The following is a 15,243-nucleotide window of genomic DNA, read 5'->3' on the forward strand; positions in this document are numbered from 1 at the left end:
CATTGATGCCTAATGCAGTAGCAATATGACTTTTCCCTACACCTGGTGGTCCGATAAGAATAACATTCTGCGTATGATACATAAAATCTAGTGTTTCTAGGCTTTTCAATTTTTGAGTATATCTATGATCATGGAAAGTGTAATCATAGTTTTCAAATGTTTGGTATCTTTCAAAGCCTGCATTTTCTATATTTCTATTTACTAATCTTGTCTTTTTTCCTAGTTCTTCTAATCGAATGAGATTGAGTAAAAACTCTTTATAACTAAGATTGTTTTTAATGGCTTTTTGAATCTCTTCTTCATAATTTGCTCGTATGTCTATTAATTTAAAACTTCTTAACATTTCTTGTATGTAAGCATCTGTATCATTAAATTTATGGGAAGATTTCATAGGCTGTTCCTCCGTCATCATAATAATCTAATGATCTAATCAATGTACTTTCTGAGGTCGTTAATTGCTTTGATTCTAAGATGATTTCAAGGTACTTATCTTTTAAAACACTTTTAATCTCTTCAATACGATATAGCTCCTGAGTTATACAGTAATCCAGGACCTTTTCCATATGTTCTAAAGGATATAATTCCAATAGACTAAGAATTCTTCTAGCATGATAAGTCGGTTGCTCAAGTTTCTTTGCAGCAGCTACTAAATACTGTTCTCCATTACTGAAAGTAGATATCATAAGCCTTTTAATTTCAGGAATAGATTTGCTTACTTTAGTTTTAATAACATCATAATGTTCTTCAAGTTTATTAACTAAAGAATCATCAACGGTTAAATCATAAGTTGCAATAACAGACTTAGCGCTATTAAAGATTTCTATTAAATAACCATAAGATACTTTATAACTTACTGTTTGCTCTACAAAACTTACAGGAACACTATATTTTTTACCCTTTATCATTACTAGACTATCTAAGCTAACTTTTCGAAATTCAAGTTTTTCATTATAATATCTATTTCTCGGAAGAGGAAGAAGGGATGACTTTTCTTCTTGATAAGCTTCTTTTGGAATACGTTTAGTTGTAGTGTGCAACTTATTATTCCAGTTCTCAATAAACTTATCCAATCTCTGATTAAGATCTGTCATACTTTCAAAAGTATTTCCTTTTATAAAGTGCTCCTCAAGATAATTAAAAGGACGTTCTACCTTACCTTTTGTTCTTGCTCTATAGGGTTGGCAAGCATTAAGTTCTACTCCTAAATGGGCTGCTAGAATTAATGATTCTCTGGTATACTTAGGTTCTTTACCTTCTAAGTGCTCTATAATAAGTGCTTTAGGGTTATCAACCATGAGTTCAATAGTTACTCCATCTAACTTGAAATATAAATCTTCGATTGCCTTATGAACAGCATCTGCATCCATTCTCAAAGAACATACCATAGCTTTATATCTGCTATATGAAAGTACCATTGCAAAACAATAGACTGTTACATAAGTTCCATTTACCAGTAGTTTATAATGGGCCCAGTCGAACTGAGCTTGATCTCCAGGGGGTGTTTCAAACCTAACGGTTGCTTTGGTGGAAATTTTTCTTTTTTGCTGCTGAAGAGTTGAGAGATATCTATAAACAGGTCCAATGCTGCCATCATATCCTATTTTCAATAACTCTTCATAAATTCTAGTACCTATAAAATTATAACTAGGATCTAGGTACCAAATTTTAATCTGTTCTTTATAGGCCTCCACCTTTGAAGGATAGATTTTTCTTTGATAAGTAGGCCTAGTAGGGGATCTAAGAAGTTTCTTTACCGTATTCTTAGACATTTTTAGTTCTCTAGCAATTCCACGGATACTCATTCCTTTTTTATGGAGTTGCCTAACTGTAATCCATTCATCCACGTCTTTCACCACTTTTGTCTCCTTTACGTTATGATTAGTCACGTAAAGGGTATAGGATTTTTAAACATGGGTCAAATTTAAATGTGAATGATGGGTCAGATTTAATTATAAATCAACATCCTGTGCCTCCTGAAGTTGCTTGTGTACTTGATGTAAGTTCACCACTTGATACGATATGAGCACTTCTTTTATAGGACTCTGTTAGAAGGTCAGATACTAAAAGATCATCTTGATCTAGTAATAGTTCACCTGTTTTAATTTGTAATGGTTGCACCTTTACTACCTTTCCAATACAGACTGCTGGTGTATTATATCTCTGTCCTTGTTCTTGCATAATGTTTAATAATCCTGTATATGGGTTGTTTATTGTTATCACTCCTCTCATAAAAAATACTCCTAGTATGATTTTACTAAGAGTAACTATTACTTTTCCATTGCTAAATCTTATATTCTAAATTATTTTACTTATCTAACCACATTCTTTCCCATAATACCCATGAATAGTAAAACAATCAAACATATAGGGTAAATGATATACCATCCTAGTTTTTGCATGAATATGTAGAAGTCACTAGGTTCAGGATCTCTTACAGACATAAAGTTATGTAACTTAAAGAATAATAAAGGAAATTTAATATCTATTAATAGTATTACTAGAACTATAAAGAACATTATCACAGGATATATTTCTCCTCGTTTTTCTACACCATAACCTACTGCAAATTTTACTGTGGAAGATACCGATGGTATATAGTCATCTGGATAGTACTCATTATTAACAATATATCTTACTATATTATCTGTATATGGCTCTTTATTTTTGTTATAAAGAAAAACTGGGCTGCTATAATTATAAAACCCATTATAAATTTCTTTATTATCCTGCAAAATCCTTACTCTTCCCTGATCCTCATTTTCTTTTTCAATAAATACAGAGTATCTGAAGTATAAGTTGTTTGGGAGAGTATACTCAACAATAACTTCTCCGGTCTTTTCATTTGCATTTTTCACATTTACTAACACGGTTTCACCAAGATAGTTTCCTTCATACTTTGTACTTTCTACTAAGTTAATTTGCAGCAACTCTCCACCATTAAAGTATTTAATATTTTGATTAAATATCTTAATATACCAACTAGAAAAAACTCCTATAACAGTAGTAATTAAAACTAACACACCAATCTTACCAACTTTATTTTTCCACAATATCTTTATTAATTTAAGCATACATGGCCCCTTTTAACTATTTTTACTAAGAATATTATTATGAGCAGTGCTATTATATTAGTCTTTGATATTCTATGTATACACTTTCCTCCTATAAATCGTGTATTTTATTCTAGCAGCTTTTCTAATTTCTTTTCTATAATACTCGTAGCAACTTTACCTAAAATTTCTATTGTTCCCGGCACTCCACCTTCTAACACTACTTTTTTAGTCTTTTCCCATGTTGATTTTTCTCTAATCTTGTTGAGATATTCGTTGCCCCTGAAGGTTAATGGGCCAACTCCAAATTCTTGTAATCCATCATCATAATAATTTCCTGCATAATCAGATACAAAGCCAGCTTCATATAGTAATTTGCAATGATATGCTATGGTTTTCATGTCATAATCCATTTTCATTTGTAATCCTCCCATAGAACCGAAATTTGTTATACATAAGTATATATATGTTTTTATATTTTTATCATGTCTAATCCTACGTTTGCTTCATACTGACCATTATTCCACTTATGACTATCACTTGTAATAAAAATACCCCTAGTAAATTTCTACTAAGAGCATCATTTATTATTTGATTTATGAAATAACTAACTTCATAACTTTTCTATCAATTACAGATTTTATTCAACTTCTTTAACTAGGCTTTCTTACCATTCTCTACCACTATATTATTATCTAAACATACTATTCCTATATCTACACTTTCAACTCCACCTGTTGATGAAGTCACATCAATTAGTAAATCATTTTTATTCCTATTATCTGGAGTACTTCGTATAACATTTACAAACTTCAAAACAACCTGCTTCCCATTGTCTTGTATATGTTTATAAAACTTATTTATATAATATATTAAAAAATAAATAAGTACTATGTTTAGAAGAAAATAGCCCCAATGTATCTCCATAGAATCTAATGGTTCTATCCCCTGTGATATATCATATGTTGTTATAAATTCAAATGGAAATCCCATTCCTACTTCAACTAGACGAATATACCTAATTGGTGAAAAATACGCTATTAATAGTGTACTCCATGCAGCTAAATTGAGTATCTTAAAATCTATTTTTCTTAATATGTACTTCACCCCAAACCCCTCCTTGACTTTTCAGTTTCAACTAATAGAATAACTATTTCAAAATCTGAATTCACCTTATTTATATACTATTATAACTAATTTTTTACATCTGTTCAACTTTTATACTCATATTAGTTTTATATTGCCCACCACTCCAACTGTGACTATCACCCACAATAAAAAATAGACCCAGCTGTTTAGTTGACGAGTCTTCAATATTTACTAATTTCCCACTAACATATGAAGTGTTGCCTAGTGTGGTTAACTCTATGCTTTGCTCTATTCCCTGAAGCATATTACTAGCTACTGTTCCAGCTTGCTTGTCTTGTTCTTTAGTGTAGACATCTTGGAAGATACCAACTAGATCAATAAGCTCTTTATCTTCTACCACACCTAAATACTGGTCTTGCTCATCATATATTTTCACCCTATTAATTACTTCTTCTGCATTTTCTGAGTATGAACTTTCCATGATGTTTGTATTGCTCGTTATGGTGTGTGGTAATGCTTCTTTTCCTACCTCGCCCACACATAACTTCCCTTGTCGCATCTCAATGCTATACTTCTTTTTATTCTGTTTACTTGCCATCTCATAAGCTTTAGAAATAATTTCATACATCCCATCACCATTACAAAGCATCTTTTGTGGTATTCCTGTTGGTGCTAATTCACCTATTTCCACACCTAAATCATTACAAACTATTCTTGCTATAGCTTCGGCTGTCTTATCTTTAAAGTTATAAGTTCCTTTGCTTTTTGCCAGCCTTATTGCATCATCATAAGCTGTTACTTGAATAGTTCCTTGCTCTCCTAGCCTCTCATTATAGAACACCCTTCCCCTAAATAATTCCACATTATTATCATCATATAGAAATAATTGCTCACCAATATTAGGATAAACTTTAGGAGCGTAGTGGTCATATAACGAATATAAAAAGTTAAGTTCTAACTTTCTAGCAATCTCTTCTTCACTTCCACTCCAAGTAATTTCACTTATCATATGAGTTACATCTATTAGGCCTGCTTTATTCTTCAAAATTACCTTTGGAATTATATCACCAGCCTTTGTCCTACCTTAAGCAAGTCAGGATTTTTTATATTATTCTTTTCTGCGATAACCTTATAATTAGAGCCTTCTCCTGTTACTTTCTTTGCTATCCCCCACAATGTATCACCTTTCTTAACTACATATTCGTTTGGTGCGGGCTTGGTTTCCCTCTTTGTATTAGGGACTTTTAAGGTTGTTCCATTAGATGTGGTTGTAGTAGTCACATTACTTGCCTTAATAAACTTATATTCCTTTAGTTCCAAAATAAAATAAACATCACCTGTTCCATCAGCTTCTGAATAGGTAATGCTCTCTATTGCCATTGCATAATTTATAGGGGTTTCAGTAACAATTATCCTAATTGGTTTCCCTGATTCTTTCCACTTTAAGAGCATCTTAATGCAATCATAGGGCTGCGGGAAATCTTTGTATAGGCAAAAACTATATTGCTGCTTTGGGAAGAAAGATTCTATTGTCATAGTTGCAAGCCCTGTTTTGCCTATTAGATTAATCTCGCCTAAGTTCGTTATATTTACAGTAGTATTTTGATGTGGTATTGAAACCTCAAAAGAGGAAGGAATGACCGGAAGCCTTAACCTTTCCTCGTTGTTATTAAATGAAAGATAGTAGTGCACACATACCTCCTTTATGCCCTATTAAAAGCATACTTCTTCATTTTGTTATAAAGTGCATTAGCAATTCGATCAATGTCTGCATCTTCACGTACTATAATAGTGTCTGCCAGTTTGGCTATGTTTACACCTGTGTTACTTCTTGCTCCATCATTAAAGGCTTTTTTAATACTTTCGTCATGTGGATAGACTCTACTTCCTCTTGGTAAATCCACAATTTCAGCCCCTCTATCATGAATCATAGCTGTGCCACCTTGCCAGTTGTCAGTTCCTTTGTAGAGCATTGGTATTTCAGGAATACTAAGCCCTATTTGTTGACCTCCTAATGCATCAGGTAATTTGAAGTTAGTCAATTTATTAAGCCCTCTAATACCTCCATTGATGAAGCCAATAATCGTATTAATCACGCTTTTACATACACCTGCTATGCCTTCAAAGATACCACTAAAGATGTCTTTCACACCTTGCCAAGCCTTTTTCCAATTGCCTGTAAATACACCCACAATAAAGTCAATAAGGCCTCCAAATAGACTCATAAGACCATTAATAATCTCACCTACACCTGTCATCATGCCTTGAAAGGCTCCTATTATTTGATGGCACGTTAAATAGATACTCATTCCAAATAACTCTACAATAGGTTTAATTTTCTCCCATAGTCCCATGAAGAAACTTACTAGAATTTGAATAGCCAATCCTATAGCCTGTACTACTTTAGAGAATGTTTCCTTCATCTTATTAAAGTCCACACCACAAGCTTCAAGATAACTTCTAATCTTACTTACTAAATCTAGAAAAAATCCTTTTAGAGGCTCCCAATACTTAAGGACAAGTACAGCCACTAAAGCAATAGCTGTCATAGTAAGTACAATCTTATTAGCTGGTGAAAAGATAACCTTAAAGATTGAGCCAGCCATTTGAACATTTTTTGAAAATCTACTATACGCTCCAATAGCACCACTTACCCCTTTGACCATCTTGCCGAATATTAAAATAGCCACAGGAATAATAGCAATAAATGCTCCTATCTTTAAGGCTGTATCTTTTTGCTCATCACTCACGTTATTAAATGTAGTAATGACATTTTGAATACTATCAGCTAATTTTCTAGCATATGGCGTTAATCTTTCTCCTATTGCAAGTGCAAGAGATTCCACACCGCTCATAATAAGAGTGATTTGACCAGCCAAGTTATCTAACATCACGTCAGACATTCGTTCGGCTGAATCTGTTGAATTATCTATTGCTGTGGCTAAACTATTAAAAGCTTCATCTGATGTATTCATAATAGCTAATAATCCAGCCATTGCATTTTTACCTACTAAAGATTCAGCCATACTTGCTCTTTCAGCTTCTGACAACTGACTAAAGGCATATTTTAACGACTCTAATGTTTCCCTGAAGGGTTTCATCGTTCCATCAGCATTAGATGTTTGTATCACATATGTACCTAAGTTTTTACCTGTTATCTCAAGTGTTCCACTGAGTTCAGTTAACATGGTTCTAAGTGCTGTACCTGCTTGACTCGCTTTAATCCCACTATTCGCCATTATACCAATAGCCAGAGCTGTATCTTCCACACTATAACCTAATGCCCAAGCTACTGAGCCAGCATAGGTAAAGGCTTCACCCATCATACCTATTGTGGTATTGGCATTGGTTGCTGTGGTTGAAAGGACATCTGCAAAATGATTTGCCTTACTTGCTTCTAATCCAAAGGCACTTAATCCATCGGTAATAATATCACTTACTTTGGCTAATTCTTCACCACTAGCACTTGCAGCTGCTAAAATTCCAGCTGTTCCTTCTAGGATGTCATTCGTTTTCCAACCAGCTAAAGCCATATATTGCATAGCTTCACTTACTTGAGATGCACTAAAAGCTGTAGTCGCACCTAGTTCTGTAGCCTTATCTTTAAGTAGGACAAGTTGCTCACCTGTTGCACCTGATAAAGCTTGTACTTTAGACATGGACTTATTAAAATCCATCGTAGCTTTTAGACTAGCCGCACCCATTCCTAGAATAGGTATTGTTACACCTACATTAAGAGAAGTACCCATTTGGGTTATGCTATTCCCTATTTTATTTAAGTCTTTGCTAATCCTTTGTGCTTGCCTTGAATATTTAGTCAGCCCATCTTGTGCCTTAACAAGTGTGGGTGTGAAATGATCGGTTAATCTAAGAATTGCATCAACGATATGAGCCATTAATCACCCCCATACATCTGTTTCATTTCTTGCTGTCGTTCTTCTATCTCGAGTTTCATAAAACAGGCAAGAATACGCTTTTCTCCAAGTGGTATTTGATAGAACTCACTTGGTTTCATACTTTTATATTTAAAAAGAAGATACATAAGCTGTAACTCCCAATCCTGACTTATTACTTTTTTATTTCTTCTTCGTCCTCTTCTGTTTTGTCATAGCCCGATAGTTCAGTAATTACATTTGAAAGCTCTGCAATCTCACCAGCTAAAAAGAGCTTTTTGACTAGCTCCTTTGGGGTTACACAATCAAAGTGTTGGAGTAGCTTTTTGTCTTTAAGGCTTGGTTCAACCACACCATCAATCACAGTAAGTACTTGCATATCAAAGAGGTTAATGTTACGCACCCCACCCTTCTTATTAAGGTCAATGGAAGCCCTTTGAATATCTGCATACCTTTCTCCATCAATTGCCTGACATACCACCTTGAAAGGCTCACCCATCATTTGGGTAAGTCTAGGTACTTCCACCTCTCTTTTTGGCATTTCCATTATCGTTTTATTGTCCATCTGTAATAATTTATCTATTAATGACATCTATTATCTCCTCCTCTATTCTGCAATATCTAATAAGTCCCAATCTGAAAACGTAAAGTTAATTTGTTCCTCTCCTAATGTCTTAGCTGACCAATTGGCTAAAATCAGCTCATCAAAAACAGCATCCTTTATAACGATACGCTCAGAACCGATTGCATCAGGATCATCTAATTTTGAGATAATGGTACAAGCTGTTTGCTTACCTTGTTTCATATCCTCATTAAGTTTCTTAATAAAAAAAGAAGATACCTTATTCATCGTGAGCGAACCACTACACGAAAAACCAGTTACCTTCTGCGCTTTTGCTAATCTTCTTGTCATATTGACATCTGTTTTATCTAGTGAAACTTTGGCTTCAAAGGCTGTGACTTCTGCCATATAGGTTCCATCAATCCATACCTCGCCCCAAGTTCCATTCATTACTTGTTGTGCATTGTATTTGTCCATGTTGTTCCTTTCTTGTGGTATAAAAAATAGGACTATTGAAAGCCCTTAATATAAAAAATATCTTATTTATTTACAAATTTTATACTTGCTAGAGTTCTGTCACCTCTTACTGATGCATCTATACCTTTAAGGTATATAACAAGTGTATCTTCATCTATCCACTCAAGGATTAAATTATAGTCTATCTCATATCTTTGTTTACCTTCAAATTTTGTACCATTTCCAAGTAAAATAGGATAATCATGTACACGTATTCTCTCCCCTGTATCCTTCTTAAATAAGATCCCTATTTTTTCATAAACCTCTAAAGAAGCCGTTGGTTGAGGAAATCCTAAAGAGTATTTTTTTAGAATAACTTCATGATGTCCTTTAGGAGATTTCATATAGCCATAGCTACTGTCTTTCCAAATGCCAGTTAAAAATAAACAACCACTGACTAGTAAGGTAGCTAACACAATGAACGTCCTTACTAATATTAGTCTGTTATTTCTTTTACTTGGGTAGCAAACTAAAGTTAATGGTAAGACAATCCATAATATGTATCTCCAACCATCTATAAGTAGCGTTATAGATAAAACATGCGTTAAAATAACCATCAAGATATTTAATATTAAGACTGTACATAAAACTATCTTATATTTATTATTCATATTTCCACCTATTTATTTTAAGTAATTGTATCATATACCAAAGAGTATTTAAACATATTTGAATAATTTATAATTTATTAATTCCTATCCTATATCTACGTTTAGTACAATATCCTCAATTGCATCTAATATCTTAATTTGTGACTTCAAAAATACCTTATCCCTTGTATTAGCCTTTTTAATATCCAGTTCTTTCATATTTTCCACATCCACACCAATACTCTTCAGATAATTCCTTTGTTGCTCTACATCAATCTCTACTACATTCTTAAAGACAGGGTCGAGAATACCTTCTAGCACTAGCTGGTCAAGATAGGCCTGAATCGCTGTTATCAGCACACATTTATTATCATAGCTATTAGAATACTTTCCAATATAACTATCTTCGCAAGTCGTCTTAATATCATCTTCAATCATGTGCATAGCATCCACAATCTTTATCTTCTTAAAAGATTCTCCCTTGTCTTGTGTGGTTGTGGTAAAGCTATTTACCCCTCTTGCAATTTTAGCTTTTTCTCCATCATGGTACAGAATCAATTGACCTTTACTAATAGCTTCATCCATTTGCTCTTTAGTAAGCTGATCAAATCCTATCACTTCTTTTAGTGGTGCAAAAGTTGCACTAATCGTCATTGGTGTTCCAGCTAAAAGTCCAGCTATTCGTGAGGTATATTCTGATGTTGTGTAATCTCCTAATGTAGTTTTTATATTAGTAGTTGTAAAGTTGATAACCTTTTCTGTATCTGCTGTGGTTGCATTAGGTAAGACTACCTTACATTTTTTATTTAGACCTGTCATCCACACAACCATACTAGCTACATCTCCACTCTCAATCTCTGGAATAGCTAGATAATCCCATTTAAGAGATTCCAACACTTCCTGAGCCTGATTATAATCCTCACCTTCACTTCCTCTAAAAACAATAATAACCTTCTTAGGAGGTTTGATATATCCCATGAAGGCCAATTGTATATATTCTTTTTGTTTGTCTGTTAGCTGGTCAATTCCAGCTGCATCTTTTATATTATTTAATTCATGTACTTCTTGTTTTTCTCCATTTAATACAAGTGCTACTATTCCACGTTCTCCTCTTTGGATAGCTGTTGCACCTGTCTGTTTAAAGTTAATCATCACGTTTGGTAAACTCATTTATTGCTCCCTTCTATGTGGTGTTCAATGGTTGTGATAAGTTCATTATCAGGTTCAAAATTAATAAGCTCATGATAAGTAATACGAAAAGAAAATTGGTAAACATCCTTTTCAACTTTCTCAATCATACTATCTTGTATTGTAAAGTGCCTATCTTCCACACTTAAGCAAATACCAAAGGCTTGCTTTAACTTTGACATTACCTCTAGGCATTTAAGGCTATCCTTACAATCTGAAAAATAGGAAATAACAATGAGTAAGTTTGTAGATATGTAATTCTTAGTTTGGGTTTTACTTTCAATAGGTAGTAATGTGGTAAAAAAGCAAGGCACTTTGTAGCCTTCCGTTACTTCATCACCATAAATAGGAATAGTTGGATAAGTACTTTGTAGCACCTGAATAACACCTTTTAATAGATCTTGGTAGCCTATCATAAAAGTTTCTTTACCACCCTATTCACCATCTTTTCGGCTTGCTGTGGCAATTCCTTTTCAAACTCCAACGTTGTCCTCTTAACCATATACTTTCCATCTACTCTTTTACCTGTATCTTGTTTCTTTCTACCTTTCCCACCTACTACAATTCTATACCCACGCTCTACTAAATGAAAATGAGGACTAGTTGATTTAAATTCTACATACAGGTTTCTACCATACCCCTTCACTCTACTAACTTTATATGAATTAACAAGTTTTTTCTTGCTCGTACCATATGGCCTTTCAGGTGTTTTCTTCTTAACTTCCTTTCTAAATTGATTTCCCATTTTAATTAAAAGCTTCTCTGATTCGTCAGCATAGCTCTTAGTAACAAAAGATAATTTTTTCTGCAAATCTGTTACTCCATTCAACTGGAATACATCATTCTTTGCCATCCTTAATCTCCTTTGAAGTCGCTGTAATCTCTAAAGCAAAATCTCCCTCATCCACATTAATGATTTCTGTGATATGAAGGAGCCTGTCTTTATATTTTATTTTCATATCAGGTGTTATCCCTTTATGATATCTTGTTAAAACTCTATAAACCGTTTCAGGTCTTAATCGTTCTTCTAAGGTTTGTTCAAATCCTCTTATGGGCATAATATTAGCCCACACAGTTTTTATTGGTTCCTCTGATAGTGTGATTTGACCTATATCGTTAATTGTTTCTGTGTAGGCTGTGAATGTTATTCGTTTGTTTAGTTTTCCTACATTGCAGCGGATTGTATCACCTACTTTTTATATTTAATTACAAAAGGTTCTAGGAGAATATATATTCAGAACCGATCCTCTATTTATATTTTGCTTCAATATACTCATGTATATTTTCTAGAATAAAGCTATCAATAGGTGCGATATTCTCAGGTAACTTATCAATGTCAAACCATTTCACTTCTAATACTTCATTCTCATCAACTTTAAGTTCACCACTGTATTCATCGCAAAAATAAACTGTTGATATAATATAGACTTCATTGCCGTCTGGATAAATATGATACATCTGCTTACCTGAAAAAACACCATAAAAATCGAGTTCTACAGGGGTTATCCCTATTTCTTCTCTTGCTTCACGCACCGCTGTCTCTTCTGTTGTTTCTCCCATTTCCATAGCCCCACCATGAAGTGCCCATTTTCCATTATCTCCACGTTTTTGCAAAAGTATCTTACCATTTTGATATAAAATAATTCCAGCGGCTGGCATAAACATAGGTGCTGTTCCAATTATCTTTCGAATATCCTTCATAGAGTTCATTAACTTTCCCTCCTAGTCTAATAAATACTACTTTTAATTATACTATACTAAAGCTAATATTCAATGTTTTGTATTTATAACAAATTCACACTATGCCTCCCCAGCAAACCTTCCAGCATAGTATTCATTCTTAAATTCAACCTATCATTCACATTTATTGTTCTATTATCATAAAACTCAGCTATAAGAACCAATACTGCAATTGTTACATCTTCATATCCTTCTAATTGATCTATGCTTTGACCTGTATAATTGCAAATATAAGATTTTGAAGCCTCAATAATAGCTATAATTAATCTATCATCCTCGTCTCCATCTTGCCTTAAGTATTCCTTAACTAAGGATAGGTCTATCTCTGAAAGTTTCATTTATCACCTCTAAGCTGCTTTTGCTTTGCTTCTACTACTACCATTTGAAGTACCAATAACAAGAGCCTCACCTAAAGCCTTCTTAATATCTAGTCTTATATTTGCTTTAATAGCAATCTCATCTCTGATAAATCCATATTCAGTAGACTTCTGTAATGATAATGCTTTTCTTTCACCTACAATTAACACTCGTTTTAGGTCTCCAAAGAAAATAGCTGATCCTATTTCATTAAGTTCAGCCACATGCTCATTAATAATAACTGGTCTGCCAAGAAGAGTTGTATGTGGACCTACTGGTGAGCCATTAAATGATGTTACAAGCACTGGTCTACCATCTTCAAACTTCATATCGGTTAAGGCCTTAGCTGTTTGGTCTGAAATAACCCAAGTTGCTGTGTGGCGATAACGAATAGGAAGGACAAAGTAGATTTCTGTTAATGTTTCAGGTGTAAGTTTAGCTGGTAACTGTACTTCTTTCACTCCATCATCCACACTAAAGTCATTAAGCCCATTCACCTTATACTCTTCATTTCCTTTTACAATTAACTCATCTAAGGTTAATCCATATGATTCAGCTAACTGTCGCATTAATTCTCCCTCCACATTGTATCCAGTATCTTCAAGTGCTTCTTGTGAAAATGTAATAAGCGTTCCAAACTTGTGGGCTTCTAGCTTGATTGGCTCAAAGGTTGCCACTTGCTTGGTATATTCTGCAAGCTCTTTCATAGGGACAAACTTTCCTAACTTATTTGCCTGTACTGGAATTTGATGCTTACTGTTTCCAAAGCGTTCATGACGTACAGCTCCATATAAAGGGGAGATATAAGCTAACTTATCTAAAATGTAATCTGCAAAAGTGGCCTTAGAAATAATCTCAGTTGGTGCATTACCTGAGCCTACTGCCGTATCTGAAAAGGTATGTGTTCCATCTCTTACCTCCCTTGCTCCAATCTCAATCTCCTTATTGGCATCAGCTTGTAAGGCTCTAATCTCATCTAACAGGGCTGTTTGCTCTTGCTTATCGTTTGTTGCTGGCTCTTTAATTGTGGTCATTAATGCTCTAGCTTCTTTTTGAGTTTGTATTGTAGCATCAATCTGATTTACTTCATCTGTATAGCCATTAATTTTATCTAGCTCCTCTTTTGAGAAGGCTCTCTTTTCTGTTTCGGCTACATTCATAATAACTTCGATTTGCTCAATTAATTTACTTCTTTTTTCTAGTAATTGTTTCATTCAAGTATCCTTTCAAGTTTAATTTTGGGTACAAAAAAAGTACACCACTTGGGATGCACTCCTATAACTTTATCTATTTTCTTCATTTGTTAACTCTACATCCATTTCAAATTGTCCTATAAATGGAGAAACTAAATTATAACCTAAAGCTATAATTACTCCAATAATTCCGTAAAAAGCAGGTGAAATCATAGTTATAAAACTATTAACAAATACTATTCCATGCGCTGAACTATTTAATGCAATAATAATTCCTATGATCCCTATAATTTCAGCTGGTATAATAGTTGCTGCAATACATCCATAGAATACTTTTTTCAAATTTAACCTCTTAATTACTACTTTTTTCATAACGTCTCCCTTAAACAATAGTGATTTTATTACATTTTGTCATATTCTATGTATTTTTACAACTTTTCAATTTTAATAACCACACCTTAGTAGCTACTAAGCTTCTTTGATTTTCTATCTCCTCCTCATTTTCCTTCACATCAGGCTTATCCCTAATGCATCTTTGCTCCACATCTTCACTTCTTACTTGAACGGATGTAGCGATATAAGCTGGCTCAATCGTCAAAAGAGATACTTCCATAAGGTCTATATCTTCTAAAGTTCTTTTAACCACACTGCCATCATTTTGCCAGCTATCACTTAAGGCTCTAAAGCCAAAAGACCACCCCTTCAGATTTCCACACCTAGCCTCTTCTATAACTTCAGTATCACTTATGACTGCCTTAGCATGGAGCCCAATATTATCTTCTTTAAGCGCTAAAGTCCCCTCTTCTATACTGGCAAGCTTCCTCCTTACATCATGATTCAGTAGCATATCTACATTACGAGCCTTTTCTAAAGCTCTTTGAAATACTGTAGGTGCGACCTTTTCAATAAATTTACCTTTCGAGCCGTAAAGTTCCTTCGAATACCGATCAATAGCATTAACATAACCACTAATTTCAACTTTTCCATCACTTCTCACCTCCACTTGCATCTTTTTCACCTCCTTTCACCATACTGGTTCCTGTTGCACCATTTTGCACCACATTG

22 protein-coding genes are annotated in these 15,243 nt (G+C 34.0%); all 22 read right to left on the reverse strand.

The window, feature by feature from the left end; all coding sequences use genetic code 11:
* Positions 1–391 (reverse strand): ATP-binding protein (locus tag H8718_RS18165; RefSeq protein ID WP_249334338.1); only part of this gene is annotated, 391 nt, incomplete at its 3' end.
* Positions 375–1,856, reverse strand: coding sequence for an IS21 family transposase (istA, locus tag H8718_RS18170; protein ID WP_249334340.1), 1,482 nt, complete (start codon positions 1,854–1,856; stop codon positions 375–377). The genes H8718_RS18165 and istA, both read right to left, overlap by 17 nt.
* A 100-nt stretch (positions 1,857–1,956) precedes the next feature.
* Positions 1,957–2,229, reverse strand: coding sequence for a DUF2577 family protein (locus H8718_RS18175; protein ID WP_249334341.1), 273 nt, complete (start codon positions 2,227–2,229; stop codon positions 1,957–1,959).
* An 80-nt stretch (positions 2,230–2,309) separates the two neighbouring features.
* On the reverse strand, positions 2,310–3,071 hold the full coding sequence (locus H8718_RS18180; RefSeq protein ID WP_249334342.1) for a hypothetical protein: 762 nt from the start codon (positions 3,069–3,071) through the stop codon (positions 2,310–2,312).
* 107 nt (positions 3,072–3,178) lie between these two features.
* Positions 3,179–3,469, reverse strand: a complete 291-nt coding sequence (locus H8718_RS18185) for a DUF2513 domain-containing protein (protein WP_249334343.1) — start codon at positions 3,467–3,469, stop codon at positions 3,179–3,181.
* A gap of 238 nt (positions 3,470–3,707) precedes the next feature.
* Positions 3,708–4,157: a hypothetical protein gene (locus H8718_RS18190; RefSeq protein WP_249334344.1), complete on the reverse strand. Its 450-nt coding sequence runs from the start codon at positions 4,155–4,157 to the stop codon at positions 3,708–3,710.
* 94 nt (positions 4,158–4,251) lie between these two features.
* On the reverse strand, positions 4,252–5,148 hold the full coding sequence (locus H8718_RS18195; protein ID WP_249334345.1) for an XkdQ/YqbQ family protein: 897 nt from the start codon (positions 5,146–5,148) through the stop codon (positions 4,252–4,254).
* A gap of 50 nt (positions 5,149–5,198) precedes the next feature.
* Positions 5,199–5,831, reverse strand: coding sequence for a LysM peptidoglycan-binding domain-containing protein (locus tag H8718_RS20860; protein WP_249334346.1), 633 nt, complete (start codon positions 5,829–5,831; stop codon positions 5,199–5,201).
* An 11-nt stretch (positions 5,832–5,842) separates the two neighbouring features.
* Entirely contained in the window at positions 5,843–8,035 is a 2,193-nt protein-coding gene (locus H8718_RS18205) for a phage tail tape measure protein (protein ID WP_249334347.1), read from the reverse strand.
* A complete protein-coding gene (locus H8718_RS18210) occupies positions 8,035–8,181 on the reverse strand; it encodes a hypothetical protein (protein ID WP_249334349.1) in 147 nt (48 codons plus the stop codon). Before H8718_RS18210 ends, H8718_RS18205 begins: the two co-directional genes overlap by 1 nt.
* Positions 8,182–8,207: 26 nt before the next feature.
* Positions 8,208–8,624: a phage tail assembly chaperone gene (locus H8718_RS18215; RefSeq protein WP_249334350.1), complete on the reverse strand. Its 417-nt coding sequence runs from the start codon at positions 8,622–8,624 to the stop codon at positions 8,208–8,210.
* 15 nt (positions 8,625–8,639) lie between these two features.
* On the reverse strand, positions 8,640–9,071 hold the full coding sequence (locus H8718_RS18220; protein WP_249332911.1) for a phage tail tube protein: 432 nt from the start codon (positions 9,069–9,071) through the stop codon (positions 8,640–8,642).
* Between the two features lie 62 nt (positions 9,072–9,133).
* Positions 9,134–9,721 (reverse strand): hypothetical protein, encoded by a 588-nt coding sequence (locus H8718_RS18225; protein ID WP_249334351.1) that lies wholly within the window; start codon positions 9,719–9,721, stop codon positions 9,134–9,136.
* 84 nt (positions 9,722–9,805) lie between these two features.
* Positions 9,806–10,870 (reverse strand): phage tail sheath C-terminal domain-containing protein, encoded by a 1,065-nt coding sequence (locus tag H8718_RS18230; protein WP_249334352.1) that lies wholly within the window; start codon positions 10,868–10,870, stop codon positions 9,806–9,808.
* Complete coding sequence (locus tag H8718_RS18235) at positions 10,867–11,304, reverse strand: phage tail terminator family protein (protein ID WP_249334353.1); 438 nt, start codon at positions 11,302–11,304, stop codon at positions 10,867–10,869. The genes H8718_RS18230 and H8718_RS18235 overlap by 4 nt, the downstream gene beginning before the upstream one ends.
* Positions 11,301–11,741 (reverse strand): HK97 gp10 family phage protein, encoded by a 441-nt coding sequence (locus tag H8718_RS18240; protein ID WP_249334354.1) that lies wholly within the window; start codon positions 11,739–11,741, stop codon positions 11,301–11,303. The genes H8718_RS18235 and H8718_RS18240 overlap by 4 nt, the downstream gene beginning before the upstream one ends.
* Positions 11,728–12,069, reverse strand: a complete 342-nt coding sequence (locus H8718_RS18245) for a phage head closure protein (protein ID WP_330597781.1) — start codon at positions 12,067–12,069, stop codon at positions 11,728–11,730. The genes H8718_RS18240 and H8718_RS18245 overlap by 14 nt, the downstream gene beginning before the upstream one ends.
* 67 nt (positions 12,070–12,136) lie before the next feature.
* Complete coding sequence (locus H8718_RS18250) at positions 12,137–12,598, reverse strand: NUDIX hydrolase (protein ID WP_249334355.1); 462 nt, start codon at positions 12,596–12,598, stop codon at positions 12,137–12,139.
* Between the two features lie 74 nt (positions 12,599–12,672).
* The gene (locus H8718_RS18255; protein ID WP_249334356.1) at positions 12,673–12,966 is read right to left on the reverse strand and encodes a head-tail connector protein; all 294 of its coding nucleotides are present in this window, start codon (positions 12,964–12,966) and stop codon (positions 12,673–12,675) included.
* A gap of 9 nt (positions 12,967–12,975) precedes the next feature.
* Positions 12,976–14,199 (reverse strand): phage major capsid protein, encoded by a 1,224-nt coding sequence (locus H8718_RS18260; protein ID WP_249334357.1) that lies wholly within the window; start codon positions 14,197–14,199, stop codon positions 12,976–12,978.
* Positions 14,200–14,268: 69 nt separating this feature from the next.
* On the reverse strand, positions 14,269–14,550 hold the full coding sequence (locus tag H8718_RS18265) for a hypothetical protein (RefSeq protein ID WP_249334359.1): 282 nt from the start codon (positions 14,548–14,550) through the stop codon (positions 14,269–14,271).
* 46 nt (positions 14,551–14,596) lie between these two features.
* A complete protein-coding gene (locus H8718_RS18270) occupies positions 14,597–15,187 on the reverse strand; it encodes an HK97 family phage prohead protease (protein ID WP_249334361.1) in 591 nt (196 codons plus the stop codon).
* Between the last annotated feature and the right edge of the window lie 56 nt (positions 15,188–15,243).

It is taken from the genome of Zhenhengia yiwuensis (assembly GCF_014384995.1).
Classification (GTDB): domain Bacteria; phylum Bacillota; class Clostridia; order Lachnospirales; family Cellulosilyticaceae; genus Zhenhengia; species Zhenhengia yiwuensis.